This window comes from Streptomyces sp. NPDC030165 (assembly GCF_055573595.1).
The window spans coordinates 14,039-32,151 of record NZ_JBVIBD010000032.1 but is presented as its reverse complement, the minus strand read 5'-3'; the positions used below and the strand labels follow the sequence as shown (position 1 = coordinate 32,151).

Here is an 18,113-nt window from a genome sequence, read left to right as displayed (position 1 = left end):
GAGAAGTTCGCGGGCGTTGTGGACATGGGGCAGGTGAGGTGTCGTACGCTAAACTCCGCGATCCGTTCGCGCATTTTCCGCTGTTTACCGTAAAACTCGGACAGATTGCCGCCGCACCGTCGTTAAGGACCCGGATGCTTTACGCCGCGCCCCAACACCCTCCCGGCCCGCAGGGAGAGGTGCGGAGGCCCAGACTGCGTGTCCTCGACGGGCTGCGGCTGCTGGCCGCCCTGATGGTCCTGGCGTATCACTACATCACCCTGCGCGACGGCTGGGGCGACGATCCGCAGGCTTTCTCCCCGGTCGTCTACCACCTGTCGGAGTACGGCTGGCTGGGCGTCGAGGTCTTCTTTCTGATCAGCGGGTTCGTCATCTGCATGAGCGCGTGGGGCCGTTCCCTCGGTGATTTCGTGACATCCCGCGTCTCCCGCCTCTATCCGGCCTACTGGGTCGCCGTGCTGCTGACGGCGGCGGTCCTGACGGTGTGGCCCAACGTCCGCAGCGCGGACAACTGGGAAACGGTGCTGACCAACCTCACCATGCTCCAGCAGGGGCTCGGCGTGCCCGACGTGGACGACGCCTACTGGACGCTGTTCATCGAGCTGAAGTTCTACCTGCTGTTCGCGGTCGTGGTCTTCCGCGGGGTCACGTACCGCCGGTGTGTGCTCTTCTGCGGCCTGTGGACCGTGGCCGGGGTGGTGGCACTGAAGTCCAACAGCGACCTGCTCTCGGTGTGGGCGATCGCGCCGTACTCGCCGTACTTCATCGCGGGCATCGCCTTCTACCTCATGCACCGGTTCCGGCCCACCGTCCTGCTGTGGGCGATCGTGGCGGTCTCCTTCCTGCTGGCCCAGCACTATCTGCGCGGCCGGCTGGTGATGAATCTCGGCGCGAAGGCGGACATGGCGCAGGGGTGGCCGGTACGACTGGCCGTCCTGGCGGCTTTCGCGCTGATGGCCGCCATCGCGCTCGGCTGGTTCGACAGACTCCAGTGGCGCTGGCTGTCCACGGCCGGATCGCTCACCTATCCGCTCTACCTGCTCCACATGTACGTCGGTTTCACCCTGATCGACCTGCTGCGTGACCGTGTGCCCGCTCTTCTCCTGCTGCCGGGGATCGTCATTCTCATGCTGGCCCTTTCCTGGCTGGTGCACCGCTATGTGGAACGGCCGCTGGGCAGGAAACTCCGGGTGTCCATGCAGAAAAGCGTGGAGGAAATGCGATTCCACTCGCGGGGGAAAGTGGCCGGTTCCTCCGACGTACCGGTGGGGAAACGCAGGGAAATTGTGCGAGAAGAACGAAAACCGGACCCGGAATTGCTGCACTGACGATCGGGGCGTCCGGCGCGACCCGCGGAAAACTCCCGCCCCATCCGCCCCGTGCGCCCTTCCACACTCCCTCCCGCGCCGCCTCCCCTGCCCCTTTCTCCCGCACCGTTTCGCTTTCTCCGGCCGCTCGTTGAAGTGGGTGCCGGCCGTACCGGACGAAGAATGCCGGTGCCGACCGGCATTCCCCACGCGACGAAGGGAAGACGTCAGGGATGAGCGGTGAGATGTGGGCGATCGTGGTGATCGTGGCGGTTCTGCTCGCGGCGATGGCCGGCGCGGCGATCGTGCTCCTGGTCAAGGTGGTCCGCGCGCGCAGCGCCCTGCGCGACGCGGGCGTACCGCTGGAGAACAAGCTCGCGTACTGGGGCGCGCTGCTGTACGTGATCTCCCCGGTCGACCTGCTGCCGGACCCGGTCCTGCTCGACGACATCGGCGTGCTCGTGCTGGCCCTGCGCTCACTGCAGGCGGCGGCCGACGCCTCGGGCGTACGCAAGGGCGGCAAGGGGAAGCGGTCCGCGGCGCCGCCGGAGGTCGAGGCGGAGGCGTGACGGCGTACGGACGCCGGAGGCCGCGCGGGCGATCGCAGGGGCTCACGCCGCCGCGGGTTCGCGCCGCGCGGACCCGCGCCGGTACGGACGTTCTCAGTGCGCGGTGAGCCCGCCGTCGACCACGAGTTCCGAGCCGGTGACGAACGAGGAGTCGTCGCAGGCGAGAAAGAGGATTGCGGGCGCGACCTCGTCGGCGTGACCGGCCCGGCGCATCGGGGTGCGCAGGATGTCCGGCTGCTGATCGCCCTGTTCGTCCAGCAGCTCCTGGATCATCGGCGTGGCGATCACCCCGGGGTGTACCGAGTTGATCCGTACCCCCTGCCGCGCGTACTCGACCGCGGCGGTCTTGCTCAACAGCCGCACCGCGCCCTTGGACGCCTGGTAGGCCGCCGCCGCGCCGCTCCCCACGAGTCCGAGCACCGACGACGTATTGATCACCGACGCGTTCCCGCTCGCGCGCAGCAGCGGCATCGCCGCCTTCATTCCCAGCCAGGTGCCCTTCTGGTTCACATCGATGACGCGGTCCCACGCCTCCTCCCGCGTGTCCTCGACACCCGGCCAGTCCACGATGCCGGCGAGGTTCACGAGCACGTCCAGGGCCCCGAACCGGTCGCGTACGACGCCGACCACCTCGTCCCACTCCCGCGCCGAGGAGACGTCGAGCCGAGCGGCGACGGCCTCGGCGCCGCCTGCCCCGATCCGGTGGGCCAGGTCCCGCAAGGGCCCCTCGGCGACATCGGTGACCACCAGCCGGGCGCCCTCACGGGCGAAGAGCCCGGCGGTCGCCGTACCGATGCCGCCGGTCGCACCGGTGATCAGCGCGACTTTGCCGTCAAGCCGTCCTGCCATGGAAATGAACCTCGATCCTCGCTGTCACTGATGGCCGTTCCGGGGCACGGGACAGCCCGGTCCCCGAGCCTCCGTGCCCCTCGCCGCCCTGTTCCTGTTCCTGCTCCACCGAGTCTGGGCAGGTCAGCGGCGGCGGACCAGGACGTCTCCTGCCTGGGTGCACCACACCCGGGGAGCCCACCGAGCCGCCGCATAGCCTGACCCCATGGACGACAACCACCTGGGAGACTTCCTGCGCGCACGCCGCGCCGGCCTGCGGCCGGAGGACGTCGGCATGGCGAGCTACGGGACCCGCCGAGTCGCCGGACTGCGCCGCGAAGAAGTCGCCGTCCTGGCCGGGATGAACGCCGATTACTACACCCGCCTGGAACAAGGGCGCGAGCGCAACCCGTCGCCGCAGGTCCTCGACGCCCTCAGCCACGCGCTACGCCTCGATGCGGACGCCCGCACGCACCTGTACCGACTGGCCGGTGCCGCACCGGGCGACGAACCTCCCGACCGCTCTGCCGCGCAGGTCAGCCCCGCACTGCGCCAGTTGATGGACGGATACCCGAACACCCCGGCCTTCGTCCTCGGCCCGGCCCTGGACCTCCTCGCCGCCAACGCCCTGGCCGAGGCCCTTTTCGCCCCGTTCCGGCCGGCGGACAACCTGGCCCGCATGGTCTTCGCCGACCCCGCCGGCCGGAGCTTCTACGCGGACTGGCACCGGGCGGCCGAAGCCACCGTCGCCAACCTGCGCCAGTCCGCCGGCCGCGACCCGGACCATCCACGGCTGCGCGAACTCGTCCGTACCCTCACCGAGCACAGCACGGACTTCGCCCGCCTCTGGAACGCCCACGCCGTACGCGGCAAGACCCGGGACGCCAAGCACCTCCGCCACCCGGACGTCGGCCCCCTCACCCTCACGTACCAGGCCTTCGACGTCCGCGACGCCCCCGGCCAGCAACTCGTCATCTACCACGCCGAACCGGCCACCCCCAGCGCCCAGTCCCTCGACCTCCTCGGCACCCTCCACGCCACCCACCACCGGACCGAGACCCGCGGCCACGCTTAGAGCGTTCTGATGGATCTCCGTGGCCTCGCGCCGCCCCTCACCGCCCCTCCCGCGCCCGGGCGACCGACTCCCGCTCCACGAACTCCGTGGGGAGCGTGATGTGTTCGGGGGGACGGGTGCTGCCCTGGATGCGGTTGACGAGGGCGTGGACGGCCTGGGCGCCGAGTTCCTGGACGGGCTGGGCGACGACGCTGACGCGGGGGCGTACGGCGCGGGCCCAGTCGGTGTCGTCGAAGGTGATCACGGACAGGTCTTCCGGTATGCGCAGGCTCAGTTCGCGTGCGGCGGACAGGACGCCCAGGGCGATCAGGCTGTCGGTCGCGAAGACGGCGGTGGGCGGTTCGGGGGAGTCGAGCAGGTCGCGGGTGAGGAGGGCCGGATCCTGGCCGTGGAAGGCGCCGGTGCGCAGGTACGTGTCGGTGTCCTCGATGCCTGCTTCGCGGAGCGCGGCGCGGTAGCCCGCCATGCGCGCGAGGCCGGTGGAGCCGGGGTCCACCGGGTCGTCGGTGGCGTCGTTGCCGACCAGGCTGACCAGGGCGATGCGGCGGTGTCCCATGGTGAGCAGGCGGCGTACGGCGTCCTGGGCGGCGCCGTGGTTGTCGACGGTGACGGAGTCCAGGCCGAGGCGGGGCACGCGCCGGTCGAGGAGGACGACCGGGCAGCCGCCGGTGTGCGCGGCGGTGAGGTGGGCGGTGTCCGTGGTGGAGGCGGGGGAGACGATCAGGCCGTCGACGTGCTGGTCGCGCAGGGTCTTCACGGCGGCCCGTTCGGCTGCCGGGTCCTCGTCGGTGTTGGCCAGCAGGATCTGGTAGCCGGCGGCGCGGGCGGCGTCGGTGATGCCGCGGGTGACGCCCGCGAAGAACGGGTTCTGGATGTCGGCGATGACCGCGCCCAGTGTGTGCGTACGGCCAGTGATCATGGACCGGGCGAGCTGGTTGGGGCGGTATCCCAGCTTCTGCGCCGCGGCGCGTACGCGTTCGCGGGCCTCGGGGCTGACGGAGCCGTATTCGGCGAGGGCCCGGGAGGCGGTGGACCGGGAGACGCCCGCCTCGCGGGCGACGTCGGGGATCGTGGCGGGCCGGTGCGGGCCGCTGCGTCGGTTCGTCGTCATGGCCTCGCCAGGCTAGCGGCTGTGCACGGGTATTGACGCCTTGCCGAGGGCGGTGGGAAGGTTCCCAGCATTCCCGGTGGGAACGTTCCCAAATTTTTGCGAGGGGCGTTCCCGGTTTGGATTGGGAACGTTCCCATACCGCTCGGAGAGGATCCGCGTGACCACCGCAACCCTGCCCCTCAAGCCCATCACCGAGGACTTCAAGGAGGCCGTGGCCTTCGCCCTGAGCCAGTACGAGACGGCCCGCGACTTCGTGGCCGAGGCCGTCGACGGCGGCCTGCGCAACGTCTTCCTGGTCGGCTGCGGAGGCTCGCTCACCGCCTCCTACCCGGCGCACTTCCTCCTGGAGACCCGCGCCGGGTTCCCGGTCTTCCAGATGAACAGCGACGAGTTCAACCTGCGCAGGCCCGCGCTGCTCGGCGAGGGCTCCCTCGTCCTCGTCTCCTCGCACACCGGCACCACCAAGGAGACCGTCGCCGCCGCCCGCTACGCCCGTTCCGCCGGCGCCGAGGTCGCCGCGCTGACCCGCGACGCCGACAGCCCCCTGGCGCAGGCCGCCGACATCGCCTTCACGTACCGCAGCGAGGACACCGTCGTCGCCCCCAAGGGCGTGCTCTTCGGCCAGCTCGCGTACGCGCTGCTGGAGAAGACCGGGGTGGCGGGCGACTACGCGGCGGTCCGCAAGGCTTACGAGGCGCTGCCCGATGCCCTGTACACGGCGCAGGAGGAGGGGGAGGAGCTCGCGCACTCCATCGCCACCGCGCTGGCCGACGAACCCGTGACGTACGTGCTCTCGGCCGGCCCCAACTACGGCGCGGGCTACGGCTTCACCATGTGCTACCTGATGGAGATGCAGTGGAAGCACGGCGGCAGCTACCACGCCGGTGAGTTCTTCCACGGCGCCTTCGAGGTCGTCACCGAGGACCAGCCGGTGATCCTCTTCCTCGGCGAGGACGCCACCCGCCCGATGGCCGAACGCACCAAGGCGTTCCTCGACAAGTACACCCGCAAGGCGCACCACGTCGACTCCAGGATCTTCTCGCTGCCCGGTGTGCCGGAGGAGGTGCGCGGCGACATCACACCCATCGCGCTGGACGTCTTCGGCACCCGGCTGGCCCGCCACTACGAGTCCGTACGCGGCCACGACCTCGACAAGCGCCGCTACATGTTCCAGGTCGAGTACTGAGTCCGCTCCGCCGCGTTCGCCCGGCCCGGCGCGCGTCGGCGTGCCGGGCCGGCCCCCACCGGAGCCAACTGGAGGAAAGAGCGGTATGCGCATCTGCGGACTCGGCGACAACGTCGTCGATCGCTACCCCCGGCGCGGGCTGATGTACCCGGGCGGCAACGCCCTCAATGTGGCCGTGCACGCGGCCCGTTGCGGTGCCGAGGCCGCGTACCTCGGTGTCACCGGCAGCGACGCGGCCGGCCGGCACGTACGGGCGGCGCTGGCGGCCGAGGGCGTATCGACGGAACGGTCCCGTATCGGCGACGGGCCCAACGCGTACGCCACCGTGCACCTCGACGGCGACGGCAACCGGACCTTCGGCGACTGCGACGAGACGATCTCCCTGTTCACCCCGGACGACGCCGACCTGCGCTGGCTGTGCGGCTTCGACCTGGTGCACACCGGCGACTGCAGCGGCATGGAGGAGCAGCTGCCGCGGCTGGCCGCCGCCTGCCCGGTGAGCTTCGACTTCTCCGACCGGCCGTGGAGTTACGCCGAGCCGCTGCTCCCCTTCGTGCGCAGCGCCGTCCTCTCCCGGCCCGACGCGGACGACGACGAGGCCGTCGGGCTGCTGGCCCGCGCGCACCGCCTCGGCGCGAAGCTGGCCGTGGTGACGCGGGGCGCCCGGGGCGCCTACCTGTCGTACGAGGGCACCACGCACCACCAGCCGGTCGTGCCCGTCCGCGCCACCGACACCCTCGGCGCCGGCGACTCCTTCATCGCCGCCCTGCACCTCGCCCTCCACCGGGGCCGGCCGCTCGCCGACGCGGCCGGGTACGCCGCCACGTACGCCGCGGCCGTGTGCACACTGCCCGGCGCCTTCGGACGGCCGCTCGCCCTCGACGGCACACGCCCCCGCGACCCCTCCCGATGTCCCTGACCCCGCTCCCCCCTGCCAGGAGAGCCGATCCCCGCCAGGAGAGCCGATGCGCCGCACTCCCGCCGCCGTCGCCGGCTGTCTGCTCGTCACCCTGCTGACCCTGCTGGTCAGCGGGTGCGGACAGGCCCCCGTCCGCGTCACCCCGGACGACTTCACCCTCGACGGGCCCCCGCGCGGGCACCTCACCGTCCTGGAGAAGTGGGCCGATCCGGAGTACGCCCCGTACTTCCGCGGCGCGGTCCGCGCGTACGAGCGCCGCAACCCGGGTGTGACCATCGACCTCCAGGCCGTGGGCGACCAGCCGTACAAGGACCGGATCGCGGTGCTGGCCGCGTCCAGGGAGATGCCCGACATCTACTTCGCCTGGCCCGGCCGGTACGCGCGCAAGTTCGCCGACGGCAGGCTCGCCGCCGATCTGTCGGAACCGCTGCGCGACACCGCGTGGGGCCGCTCGTTCGAGGCGGAGGCGCTGGACGCGTTCACCTTCGGCGGGCGCCGGTACGGGGTGCCGCTGAACCGGGACGCCAAGGTCTTCGCGTACAACAAGGAGATCTTCGCGAAGGCCGGGCTCGCGCGGGAGCCGCGTACCTTCCCCGAACTGCTGACGGCCTGTGACCGCATCTCCGAGGCGGGCTACACCCCGCTCGCCTTCGGCAACCAGTACGGCTGGCCCGCCGGGCACCTGCTCACCCAGTTCAACGCCATGGAGGTCCCGGCCGCCGTCCTGGCCAGGGACTACGACGGGGAGGGGGGTACGGGGGCCTTCGGCCACCCCGGCTACGAGCGGGCCTTCGACGACCTCGCGCAGCTCAGGAAGCGCTGCATGGGGCCGTCCGGTACGAGCATGAGCCACGAGTCCGCGCAGACCCGGCTGCTGTACGGCAAGGCCGCGATGCAGTACCTGGAGACGCTGGAGTTCTCCTACCTGAGCGCCAAGGGCGGCGCTCCGGAGAAGTTCGCGAAGAACTGGGACTTCTTCCCCATGCCCGCCATACCGGGTGCCGCGGGCTCCGCCCGGGCCGTCGCCGGGGGAGCGGACGGGCTGCTCGTCGCCAACTCCTCCCCGAACAAGGCGCTCGCCGTCGACTTCCTGAAGTTCCTCACCAGCCGGGACCAGGCCCGCACGATGGTGCGCGACCTGGGCTGGCTCAGCGCGGTCAAGGGCACGGCGGACGCGGCGCGCCTGAAGGGGCTGCCCGAGGCGCAGCGCACGCTCGCCGGCCAGGACCTGGCGCTCTGGCTCGACACCCGCGCCGACGACAAGATCGTCAACCCGTACCTGTCGGCGGCCGAAGCCGTCCTCGGGGGCCGCACCGGTGCGGCACAGGCGGTGCGCCAGGTGCGCGAAGGCGCCGAGCAGGCCCACCGCTTCCGCGTCCGCAACTGAGTCCCGTACGACAGCCGAGCCCCGTGCGACCCGACGTCCCGAAGGAGGTGCCGCCGTCATGCAGCGACGCCGATTCCGCCACGCCCTGTACGTCGCCCCCGCCCTCGCCCTGATCACCCTGTTCGTCTACTACCCGATCGTGGAGAACATCCGGCTGAGCCTCTTCAAGTTCAGCGTCTTCCAGCCCGGCATGCGCTACGTCGGTCTGGAGAACTACCGGCAGGCCCTCCAGGACCCCGTCTTCTGGAAGGCATTGCTCAACAACCTCTGTTACGCGCTCACCTCGGTCGTCTTCCAGGTGGGGGCGGCACTGGTGCTGGCCGCGATCCTGGAAGGGGTCATCGGGCGGCGGCTGCGCGGGCTGCTGCGCACCGTCTACTTCATCCCCGCGGCCGTCTCCATGACGGTCGCCGGCCTGCTCTTCCAGTTCCTCTACCAGCCCGACGCGGGCCTGATCAACAGCGCGCTGGACGCCCTGGGACTCGGCCGTTTCGCGCACGACTGGCTGGGCGATCCGGCGACCTCCATCTGGGGCGTCGTCAACATGAGCCAGTGGCAGTCCTTCGGCTACACCACGATGCTGCTGACGGTCGCCGTCCAGCGCATCCCACGCGAGCTGTACGAGGCGGCGACGGTGGACGGCGCGGGCCGCGTCCGCACCTTCTTCGCCGTCACCGTGCCGATGGTCCGCGAGATGACGACGCTGCTCGTCATCCTCACCGTCTCCGGCGCTTTCCTCGTGTTCAACGAGGTGATGGTGATGACCGGCGGCGGCCCCTCCAACTCCAGCCAGACGCTGGGCACCTGGCTGTACGCCAGCGCCTTCACCGGGGACGACATGGGGTACGCCGCGGCCATCGGCACCGTCATGTTCGCCATCACCTTCGTGGCCGGTGCCGTCCAGCTCCTCCACTCGCGCCGGAAGGCGGTAGCGGCATGACCCTGACCCTGCACGAGCCCGCACCGGCGAAAGCCCCGCCGGCCGCGTCCGGCGAGCGCCGCAGGCCCGCCCGTTCCGGCTCGGTCGTCCTGCGCGTCCTGACGTACTGCGCACTCGCCGCGCTCGCCGTCGCGGTCGTCTACCCGCTGTGCTGGATGGCGCTGTCCGGCCTCAAGACGAACGGGGAGATCTTCTCCGACCCGTGGGGGCTGCCCGCGCACCCCGACTGGGGGACGTACGCCGACGCGTGGCACCAGGGCGTGCTGGGCTACCTGCTCAACAGTGCGCTCGTGACCGCCGCCAGCGTCCTCGCCGTCGTCCTGATCAGCGCCTGGGCCGCGTACGGGCTGACCCGGCTCGCCATCGCGTTCTCCCAGCCGGCGCTGCTGCTCGTCCTCGGCGCCATGATGCTCTCGCCGACCGTGGCGCTGGTCCCGCTGACGCAGCTCCTCCAGGCGCTGCACATCTACGACACGTACTGGGCGCTGATCGTCCTCTACACCGCCTTCAAGGTGCCCTTCACCACCTTCCTGATCCGCGCCTACCTGCTGGGCCAGCCGGTGGAGGTGGAGGAGGCGGCGCTGATCGACGGGGCGAGCCGCTGGCAGACCTTCTGGCGCGTCGTCGTCCCGATGGCCCGTCCGATCCTGGTCTCGGCCGCGCTCCTCCAGGCGCTCTTCTCCTGGAACGAATACGCCTTCGCGCTCGTCTTCATCACCGACGACCACCTCAAGACGCTGCCCGTGGGGCTCGCCGACATGGCCGGGCGTCTCAACTCCGACTGGCCGATGCTCTTCGCGGGCCTGACCATCGCCGCGCTGCCGATGATCGTGATCTTCCTGGTCGCCCAGCGGCACTTCGTCCGCGGCCTGTCCGAGGGGTTCGGCAAGTGAGCGGGGGAGAGGGCGCGGGCCGCCGGCGCCGGTGATCGTGCGGGGGCGGCGTCGGCGTTGCAGGATGGCTGCATGCTGCTGGCTCGTCTCGCCCATGTGTCCGGGGAGGTCGCCGCCACCTCGGCGCGGTCCCAGAAGATCAAACTGCTGGCCGAGCTGTTCCGCCAGGCCGCCCCCGACGACGCGCCGGTGGCCATCGCCTACCTGGCGGGGCGGCTGCCGCAGGGCCGCATCGGGGTCGGCTGGAGCGTCCTGCGGGATCCCGTGCCGGCCGCGGACACGGCCACGCTGACCGTGCTCGGCACCGACGCGGCCCTGACCGCCCTGGCCGCCGTCGCGGGGCCCGGCTCCCAGGCCGAGCGGCGCCGTCTCGTCCAGGAGCTGCTGGGTGCGGCGACCGCGGAGGAGCAACGTTTCCTCGTGGGGCTGCTGACCGGCGAGGTACGGCAGGGCGCGCTGGACGCCATCGCCGCCGAGGCGATCGCCGCGGCGGCCGAGGTGCCCGTCGCGGACGTACGGCGGGCCGTGATGCTGGCCGGGTCCCTGGAGGAGGTGGCCCGCGGCCTGCTCGCCGAAGGGCCCCCGGCATTGGCCGCCTTCCGGCTGACGGTCGGGCGCCCCGTCGGGCCGATGCTGGCGCACGGCGCGAAATCCCTGGCCGAGGCGGTCGACAAGGCCGGGCGGTGCGCCGTGGAGGAGAAGCTGGACGGCATCCGGGTGCAGGTCCACCGCGACGGCACGGACGTACGGATCTACACCCGCACCCTCGACGACGTCACCGGCCGGCTGCCCGAGATCACCGAGGCCGCGCTCGCCCTGGAAGCGCCCTGCTTCGTCCTGGACGGCGAGGTGATCGCACTCGGCGACGACGGGCGCCCGCTGCCGTTCCAGCAGATCGCCGGCCGGTTCGGCTCGCGCGTGGACGTGGCCGCCGCACGGGCCGCGCTGCCGCTGTCGCCGGTCTTCTTCGACGTGCTCGCCGTGGACGGACAGGACCTCCTGGACCTGCCCGGCGACCGGCGGCACGCGGAACTGGTCCGGCTGGTGCCGCGGGAGCGGCGGGTACGCCGGACGGTGGTCGACGACCCGGCCGACACCGCGGCCCGCCGGGCCGCCGAGGACTTCTGGGCCGAGACGCTGCGCCGCGGCCACGAAGGCGTCATGGTCAAGGCGCTGGACGCGCCGTACAGCGCGGGCCGCCGCGGCGCCGCCTGGCTGAAGGTGAAACCGGTGCACACGCTCGACCTGGTGGTGCTGGCCGCCGAGTGGGGGCACGGCCGCCGCACCGGCAAGCTCTCCAACCTCCACCTCGGCGCGCGCGGCCCGAACGGCACGTTCGTCATGCTCGGCAAGACCTTCAAGGGACTCACCGACGCCACCCTGGCCTGGCAGACGGAACGACTGCGCGAGCTGGCGGTGGACGAGAGCGGGTACGTCGTGACCGTACGCCCCGAGCTGGTCGTCGAGATCGCGTACGACGGCCTGCAGACCTCGACCCGCTACCCGGCGGGCGTGACGCTGCGCTTCGCCCGGGTGCTGCGCTATCGCGAAGACAAGACGGCCGCCGAGGCGGACACCATCGAGACGGTCCTCGCCGCGCACGACCGGCCGGGGCCGGACGCACCCGCCGGTCCGGGGGAGGGTGAGGCACCGGACACTCCGAAGGAGCCGGGCGCCGCGGGCTGACGGGGGCGCGTACCGCGTACCGGGGGGCGCCGGGGCGTGTGCCGCATGGGTGCGAGGGGTGCCGCCGGGCCGACCGGGGCACGTACCACCGGGCCGGTCGGGCACGTGCCACCGGCCCGGCGCCCCGGATGCCCGCCCCGCCCGAATGCTCTGGCACTATGACGGGATAGGGACTCGACCGCTGGTCAGGGCCTTGGGCGGGGGCAACGCCGCCGTGAAATCGATTACCCGAACCGTGTCGAAGGGGAGGTGCCCGGTAGCACCAGCCGTGTCGGCCCCGTCCGCCGCGCCGGTGCGCCGCCGTCCGTCCGCGCTCTTTCGGTAACAGCCCTTCTGCTGTGCACCAAGAGATCCACTTCAACACCTTCAGCTGAGCAAAGGGGCTCTTCCGTTGGCCAGAAAGATCATTCTCGACTGCGACCCCGGGCACGACGACGCGATCGCCATGCTCCTGGCGTACGGCAATCCCGACATCGACCTGGTCGCCGTCACCACCGTGGTCGGCAACCAGACCCTGGAGAAGGTCACCCGCAACGCGCTGTCCGTGGCCCGCATCGCCGGCATCACCGGCGTGCCCTTCGCGGCCGGCTGCCCGCGGCCCCTCGTGCGGACCATCGAGAACGCGCCCGAGATCCACGGCGACACCGGACTGGACGGCCCGGACCTGCCCGAGCCGAACGTCGAACTCGACCGCCGGCACGCCGTCGACCTCATCATCGACACGGTGATGTCCCACGAACCGGGCGAAATCACCATCGTCCCCACCGCGGGCCTGACCAACATCGCCCTCGCCGTGCGCAAGGAGCCGCGGATCGCCGAACGCGTCCGCGAGGTCGTCCTGATGGGCGGCGGCTACCACGAGGGCAACTGGAGCGCGGTCGCCGAGTTCAACATCGTCATCGACCCGCACGCCGCGCACATCGTCTTCAACGAGCGCTGGCCCGTCACCATGGTCGGCCTGGACCTCACGCACCAGGCGCTGGCGACCCCCGAGGTCACCAAGAAGATCGCCCAGGTCGGCACCAGGCCCGCCGCCTTCGTCCTGGAACTGCTGGACTTCTTCCGCGACGCCTACCGGGAGAACCAGGGCTTCGAGTACCCGCCGGTGCACGACCCCTGCGCCGTCGCCTACGTCATCGACCCGGACGTGATGACCGTCCGCAAGGCCCCCGTGGACATCGAGCTGACCGGCGGCCTGACCATGGGCATGACCGTCACCGACTTCCGCTGGCCGATCCCCGAGGACTGCCGCACCCAGGTCGCCGTCAAGCTGGACCACGAACGGTTCTGGAACCTCGTCGTGGACGCCCTTGAGCGCATCGGCGACGTCGAGGCATGAGCGCGCCGCACACCGCCCGGCCCGCCGAGACGGCGGGTCCCGGGCGCTCCGTACGGGTCGGTGTCCTGGTCACCGCGCTGCTGACGGCCTGTGTCGCCTTCCAGCTCAACGCCAGCATGCTCAGCCCCGCGCTGAAGAGCATCGAGGACAGCCTCGACGCCACCTCGGCCGAGATCGGGCTCACCCAGACCGCCTTCTTCACCTCGGCGGCGCTGTTCTCGCTGTTCCTGCCGCGGCTCGGCGACATCATCGGCCGCCGCCGGGTGCTCGCCGGGATGATGGCCCTGATGGTCGTCGGCTGCATCGTCGCGGCGCTGGCACAGAGCGTGCCGATGCTGTTCGTCGGCCGCGTCATCCAGGGCGTGTCCGGGCCGACCGTACCGCTGTGCCTGATCATGCTGCGGGTCGAGGTCACCGAACCCAAGCGGTACGGCACACTGCTCGGCGTGATCACCGCGGTCAACGGCGGCATCGCCGGTGTCGACTCCCTGGCCGGCGGCTACCTCGCCGACCGGCACGGCTTCGCCGCGGTCTTCTGGGCCATGGCCGTCGTCGCCGCGATCGCCACCGCCCTGGTCGCGACCATGGCTCCCGAGTCGAAGGCACCCGACAGCCACCGGATGGACTGGCCGGGCGTCGTCCTGCTCGTCGTGTCGGTCGGCTCCCTGCTGGTCGCGCTCAACGAGGCGGGCAAGCTGGCCGCCGCGAACTGGCCGCTCATCGCGGTCCTCGTGGTCGTGGCGGCGGCCGCGTTCTGGCTGTTCTGGCGCACCGAGGACCGCTCAGGTCACCCCCTGGTCGCCACACGGCACCTGCGGCAGCGCTCGACCTGGGCGACGCTGCTGACCACGCTGCTGACGATGACGGGCGTCTTCGCCGTCATGAACGGGCTCATCCCCGCCTTCGCGCAGGACGCGCAGGCCGGGCTCGGCATGTCGGCCGAGCAGTCCGCCTGGTGGACGCTCACCCCGTACGCCATCGCGGGCCTGGCCATGGGCCCGATCGCCGGCCGGCTCGCGGCGACGTTCGGGTACGGCCGCATCCTGCGGCTGGGGCTGGTCGGCGCGGCGGCGACCGTCGTCCTGATGATCGTCACGCTCTCCGCCCACTCGCGGGGACTGCTGCTGGCCGCCTCCATCCTGGTGGGCATCACCTACGCGGGCGTGGCCAACATCGTGCTCAACGGACTCGGCATCGTGCTGTCGCCCAAGGAGAACCCGGGCTTCCTGCCGGGCCTGAACGCCGGAGCGTTCAACCTCGGCTCCGGCCTCAGCTTCGCGGCCCTGTACGCGGTCAAGACCGCCGTACCGGCCGACGACCCGTCGTCCGCCTCCGGCTACACCGCCGGAATGATCGCCGGCGTCGTCATCATGGCCGTCGCCCTCGCGGCGTCGTTCCTGATCCCGAAGCCGGTGGAGGCCGAAGCACACGAGTGAGCGCCGCCGCGCGCCACCGGACGGCCCGGCCCCTCCTCGCCCGAGGAGCGGCCGGGCCGTCGTGCACAGCGGTCAGGGAGTGACGGTGGCGGCGGCGATCCGTCCGAGCAGGGCGGCCAGTTCGGCCGGTGCGGCCAGGAACGGTGAGTGGCCGGTGCCGAGCCGTTCGACGCGGGTGGCGTTCGCGGACATCTTCGCCTGCAGCGCGGGCTGGAGCGCCTGGTCGCCCTCGCAGATCACGTAGGTGGCGGGCACGGTCCGCCAGGCCGCGCGGGTCACCGGCTCCTGGAAGGAGCGCCGGCTCTGCTCGACGAGCCGGCCGACGGCCCGCTCGGCCACGTCGTCCGGCACGTCCCCGTACAGCGCCGCACGCGGGTCCTCGAAGACGGGCGGCTGGACGCCGTCGAGGTCCACGCCCCTGGCCGCGTCGCGGCCGTGCAGGCTGCCCAGCGACTCGCCCTCCGCCGGCATGTACGCCGTGAGGTAGACGAGGTGGGCGACGTGCGCATGGCCGACGGCGGCCTCGGTGACGGGGATGCCGGCGTAGGAGTGGCCGACGACGACCACCGGGCCCTCGATCTCGCGCAGCCGCGCGGATATCGCCTCGGCGTCGTCGTACACACCGGCGGCGGGCGTGCCCTGCGGGCCGGAGCTGGGCAGGTCGACGGTGTGGGACCGCGAGCCGTCGGCGGCGAGGGCGTCCTGCAGGGCGGACCAGCAGGTGGACCGGTGCCAGGCGCCGTGGACGAGGAGGAAGGAGGGGCGGGCTGCGGTGGTGGGCATGGGGGGCTCCTGAAGGTCGGACGAAGAGGACGGCCGTGACGGGAGGCGCGCGGCCCCGGACCGGGCGCGGACTCCCGTCCGGGCACGGCTCTTCGAAGGATCATGGAACATGACGTACGGATCCGTGCGCCAGCGCTTTTCACCTGCGCGGATCCGACACCGGGCACGCCCCGGGCAGCGCATTTCGACATGCCGGACGCGGTCGGTTCAGCGGGCCGTCGTCGCGTCCTCGACGGCCATCGCGACGAAGTCCGTGGCGGCTCTGCGGCGGGCGAAAGGGTTGCGCAAGGGGTGGGAGGGTGCGGCCGCAGGCGTGGACACGGACCGGTGGAGACGCAGGGCCTCCTCGATCACCGGGTGCCACTGCGGACCGAACGTCTTCAAGGCGTAGCGGCCCGCGGCCCCCTTGGAGATGATCTCCCCGGTGCCGGCCGTGTGATGCAGGCGGCTGACCCCGAGCACGCCCCAGGCCGGCGCCCAACCGCCCAGCGCGGCCAAGCCCTTCAAGGACAGCGGCTTGCGGTGCGCGAGGTGCCAGCGCCGCCAGTAGCCGTCGAGGTTCTCCAGCGTCCAGTCCCGCAAGGCGGCCCGGTCCACGCCGACCTCGAAACCGCCGGGCACCGGACCGCGTACCCGCACGGCGTCCTTCGCGAGGACGGCCCAGGTCACCGGGTTGACCTCGAAGGCGTCGTCCGTACGGAACCTCCCCCGCAGCGTGTACGGAACGGCGGGGCACGCGGCGAAGCCCGCGGCGAGGTCCTGCCAGGTGACGTGGACACCGTCGAAGTACGGGCGGGAGTGCCGTGCACGCGTCTCGGCGTGTGCCTGCTCCAGGGCCGCGACGTCCGACGCCGGGAGGCGCTGAGCGGTGACGGCCACGAAGTCGATGTCGCTGCGCCCCGGCCGGAAATCGCCCAGGGCGATCGAACCCGTCAGATACAGCCCCTCGACCAGGCCGGGACACAACCGGTCCGCGCTTGTGAGGAAGGCGCGCACCACGGCTTCCACCGAAGGGTGCACCACACGTTTGCGCACGCTGCCCGATTCACCGTGCATGCCCTGTCTCCTCTCTCCGCCGGCCGCGGTCAGCGGTAGCAGTACGAGTCGGACGACGCGTCGCCGCCCTGCAGGCGTGTCTGGTGGACGCGCAGCCCGCGGAAGTCCTCGCCGTGCGGGAAGAAACGCGGGTCGGGAGTCAGGCCGCCGTGCTCCGGGTCCGCGTCGAGCTTGGCGAGCCAGGGGTGGATGCCGGCGGGGTGGAACTGGTCGTCCCACGCGCCGTACAGGCTGTTGGTCAGGTACACCCGGCGTCCGTCGCGGCTCAGTTCGACCATCTGCGGGCCGCCGGTCAGCGGCAGGCCGGGCGCCGCCGGGTGCGGCTGCCGCGCGGTGATGCCGCCGAGCCGGACGGACGCGGTCCTGCGGGGGTGGAAGGGGTCGCTGACGTCGTACTGGAGCAGTTCGCCGGTGCCCCAGGCGGACACGTACAGCCAGCGGTCGTCCACCGACAGGTTGATGTCGGTGACCAGCGGTGGCACCGCGCCGAACGGTTTGAGGACCGGCGGCAGTTCGTCCTCCTCGGCGGGCTCCGCGGGGATCGTGACGACCTTCCGTGCCGTGAACCGGCCGCCGTCCTCGCGGTGCCACAGCCACACGGACGCCGACAGGTCCGCCACGCTGACCACGACGCCCGCGAAGCCCCACGTCGCCGCCGGGTCGTGCGCCGGCCGCAGTTCCAGCACCATCTGGTGTTCGTCGCCCAGATCGACGCGTTGCAGGTGGCGGCCGGACGCCAGCTCCCAGAAGTGCAGCGCGTGGCCGTAGGAGCGGCCGACCAGCAGTTCCGGGTCGACGCCGTTCTCGACCATCGACGGGGTGCCCCACTCGCTGGTCACCGCGATGTCGTGCTGGAGGTGCCACCAGACGTCGTAGGCCAGGCGCTGCGGGCCGCGGTCGGTCTCCCAGGCGCGCAGTACGTCGAAGGTCTCGTGATCGAGGAGCGCGACACCGCCCGGGCCGTCGTTGCCGTGCGCGCCGCCGAGGCAGGAGAGCAGGACGCCACCGGGACCGCAGTGCAGGGTGTGCGGACGGGAATAGCCTGCCGCGTCCGCCAGTTCGGCCGGCTCGATCACCTTCACGAGGCGGGGGCGGGCCGGGTCCGGACGGGTGTCGAAGACGTGCAGCCGGGAGGAGCGGAGCCCCGGGACCAGTAAGTAGCGCCGTTCGGGCTGGTGGTGCCCCTCGTGGGCGAGGGCGCTGGAGCAGGCGTTCCAGCCGAAGTGGTGGAGTTCGTCTCCCAGCCCGGGGACGTCGGCGAAGTGCAGCACCCGCCCGTACGAACTCGATCCGGGATCGGTGTCGACGACGATCAGCGCGTCCGGGCGCTGGGCGGTGCGGTCGAACCCGGCCAGGTAGGCGAGGTGTTCCGGGGGAGCGGCCATGGCGTCGGCGGCCGTGCGGTAGAGGGTGGGGTCAGGGTGTCCCGCGGGGTGGGCGGTGTCGGCGTGATCGGTGCCGCCGGGGTGCGCGGCGCGGGAGGTCCGACCGGCATGATCAGAAGTAGTCATCTTGTGGCTCTCCTCGGCTCCGTGGCCGGCCCGCCGGCCCCGCCGGCCGGCCGGGCGGGAAGCCGCGCCGGACTGTCCGTAACAGGC

The 18,113-nt window shown here is 71.8% G+C and carries 16 protein-coding genes; 11 read left to right on the top strand and 5 right to left on the bottom strand.

The features are described from left to right. Positions 1-179: 179 nt before the first annotated feature. The gene (locus ACZ4Z1_RS37695) at positions 180-1,328 is read left to right on the top strand and encodes an acyltransferase family protein (RefSeq protein WP_468491190.1); all 1,149 of its coding nucleotides are present in this window, start codon (positions 180-182) and stop codon (positions 1,326-1,328) included. Positions 1,329-1,540: 212 nt separating this feature from the next. Next, the gene (locus ACZ4Z1_RS37690; protein WP_468491189.1) at positions 1,541-1,876 is read left to right on the top strand and encodes a YkvA family protein; all 336 of its coding nucleotides are present in this window, start codon (positions 1,541-1,543) and stop codon (positions 1,874-1,876) included. A gap of 93 nt (positions 1,877-1,969) precedes the next feature. Here ACZ4Z1_RS37690 and ACZ4Z1_RS37685 read toward each other — a convergent pair whose 3' ends face one another. Continuing rightward, positions 1,970-2,725, bottom strand: a complete 756-nt coding sequence (locus ACZ4Z1_RS37685) for an SDR family NAD(P)-dependent oxidoreductase (protein WP_468491188.1) — start codon at positions 2,723-2,725, stop codon at positions 1,970-1,972. A gap of 205 nt (positions 2,726-2,930) precedes the next feature. Between ACZ4Z1_RS37685 and ACZ4Z1_RS37680 the strand changes: the two genes are divergently transcribed. Continuing rightward, on the top strand, positions 2,931-3,779 hold the full coding sequence (locus ACZ4Z1_RS37680; protein ID WP_468491187.1) for a helix-turn-helix domain-containing protein: 849 nt from the start codon (positions 2,931-2,933) through the stop codon (positions 3,777-3,779). 37 nt (positions 3,780-3,816) lie between these two features. Here ACZ4Z1_RS37680 and ACZ4Z1_RS37675 read toward each other — a convergent pair whose 3' ends face one another. After that, a complete protein-coding gene (locus tag ACZ4Z1_RS37675) occupies positions 3,817-4,890 on the bottom strand; it encodes a LacI family DNA-binding transcriptional regulator (protein WP_468491186.1) in 1,074 nt (357 codons plus the stop codon). A 157-nt stretch (positions 4,891-5,047) separates the two neighbouring features. On the opposite strand from ACZ4Z1_RS37675, the gene ACZ4Z1_RS37670 reads away from it, so the two are divergent. The 8 genes from ACZ4Z1_RS37670 (at position 5,048) to uriT (ending at position 14,676) form a co-directional block, all read left to right on the top strand. Further along, complete coding sequence (locus ACZ4Z1_RS37670; protein WP_468491185.1) at positions 5,048-6,076, top strand: SIS domain-containing protein; 1,029 nt, start codon at positions 5,048-5,050, stop codon at positions 6,074-6,076. 85 nt (positions 6,077-6,161) lie between these two features. After that, positions 6,162-6,995, top strand: coding sequence for a PfkB family carbohydrate kinase (locus tag ACZ4Z1_RS37665; protein WP_468491184.1), 834 nt, complete (start codon positions 6,162-6,164; stop codon positions 6,993-6,995). A 46-nt stretch (positions 6,996-7,041) separates the two neighbouring features. Then, complete coding sequence (locus tag ACZ4Z1_RS37660) at positions 7,042-8,382, top strand: ABC transporter substrate-binding protein (RefSeq protein ID WP_468491183.1); 1,341 nt, start codon at positions 7,042-7,044, stop codon at positions 8,380-8,382. A gap of 58 nt (positions 8,383-8,440) precedes the next feature. Further along, entirely contained in the window at positions 8,441-9,322 is an 882-nt protein-coding gene (locus tag ACZ4Z1_RS37655) for a carbohydrate ABC transporter permease (protein ID WP_468491182.1), read from the top strand. Continuing rightward, positions 9,319-10,215, top strand: coding sequence for a carbohydrate ABC transporter permease (locus ACZ4Z1_RS37650; RefSeq protein ID WP_468491181.1), 897 nt, complete (start codon positions 9,319-9,321; stop codon positions 10,213-10,215). The genes ACZ4Z1_RS37655 and ACZ4Z1_RS37650 overlap by 4 nt, the downstream gene beginning before the upstream one ends. 72 nt (positions 10,216-10,287) lie before the next feature. Further along, positions 10,288-11,901, top strand: coding sequence for an ATP-dependent DNA ligase (locus tag ACZ4Z1_RS37645; RefSeq protein ID WP_468491180.1), 1,614 nt, complete (start codon positions 10,288-10,290; stop codon positions 11,899-11,901). A gap of 391 nt (positions 11,902-12,292) precedes the next feature. Then, a complete protein-coding gene (gene uriH, locus ACZ4Z1_RS37640; RefSeq protein ID WP_468491179.1) occupies positions 12,293-13,240 on the top strand; it encodes a uridine-preferring nucleoside hydrolase UriH in 948 nt (315 codons plus the stop codon). After that, positions 13,237-14,676 carry a uridine transporter UriT gene (gene uriT / locus ACZ4Z1_RS37635; RefSeq protein ID WP_468491178.1) on the top strand — a complete coding sequence of 480 codons (1,440 nt, stop codon included), beginning with the start codon at positions 13,237-13,239 and terminating at the stop codon, positions 14,674-14,676. Before uriH ends, uriT begins: the two co-directional genes overlap by 4 nt. A 72-nt stretch (positions 14,677-14,748) precedes the next feature. Here the strand turns inward: uriT and ACZ4Z1_RS37630 are convergent, their stop codons facing one another. The 3 genes from ACZ4Z1_RS37630 to ACZ4Z1_RS37620 all read right to left on the bottom strand — a co-directional run bounded on the left by ACZ4Z1_RS37630 (position 14,749) and on the right by ACZ4Z1_RS37620 (position 18,026). Further along, positions 14,749-15,459: an alpha/beta hydrolase gene (locus ACZ4Z1_RS37630; protein WP_468491177.1), complete on the bottom strand. Its 711-nt coding sequence runs from the start codon at positions 15,457-15,459 to the stop codon at positions 14,749-14,751. A gap of 207 nt (positions 15,460-15,666) precedes the next feature. Beyond that, positions 15,667-16,515, bottom strand: coding sequence for an aminoglycoside adenylyltransferase domain-containing protein (locus tag ACZ4Z1_RS37625; RefSeq protein WP_468491176.1), 849 nt, complete (start codon positions 16,513-16,515; stop codon positions 15,667-15,669). 29 nt (positions 16,516-16,544) lie between these two features. After that, the gene (locus ACZ4Z1_RS37620; RefSeq protein WP_468491175.1) at positions 16,545-18,026 is read right to left on the bottom strand and encodes a selenium-binding protein SBP56-related protein; all 1,482 of its coding nucleotides are present in this window, start codon (positions 18,024-18,026) and stop codon (positions 16,545-16,547) included. Positions 18,027-18,113 lie beyond the last annotated feature (87 nt).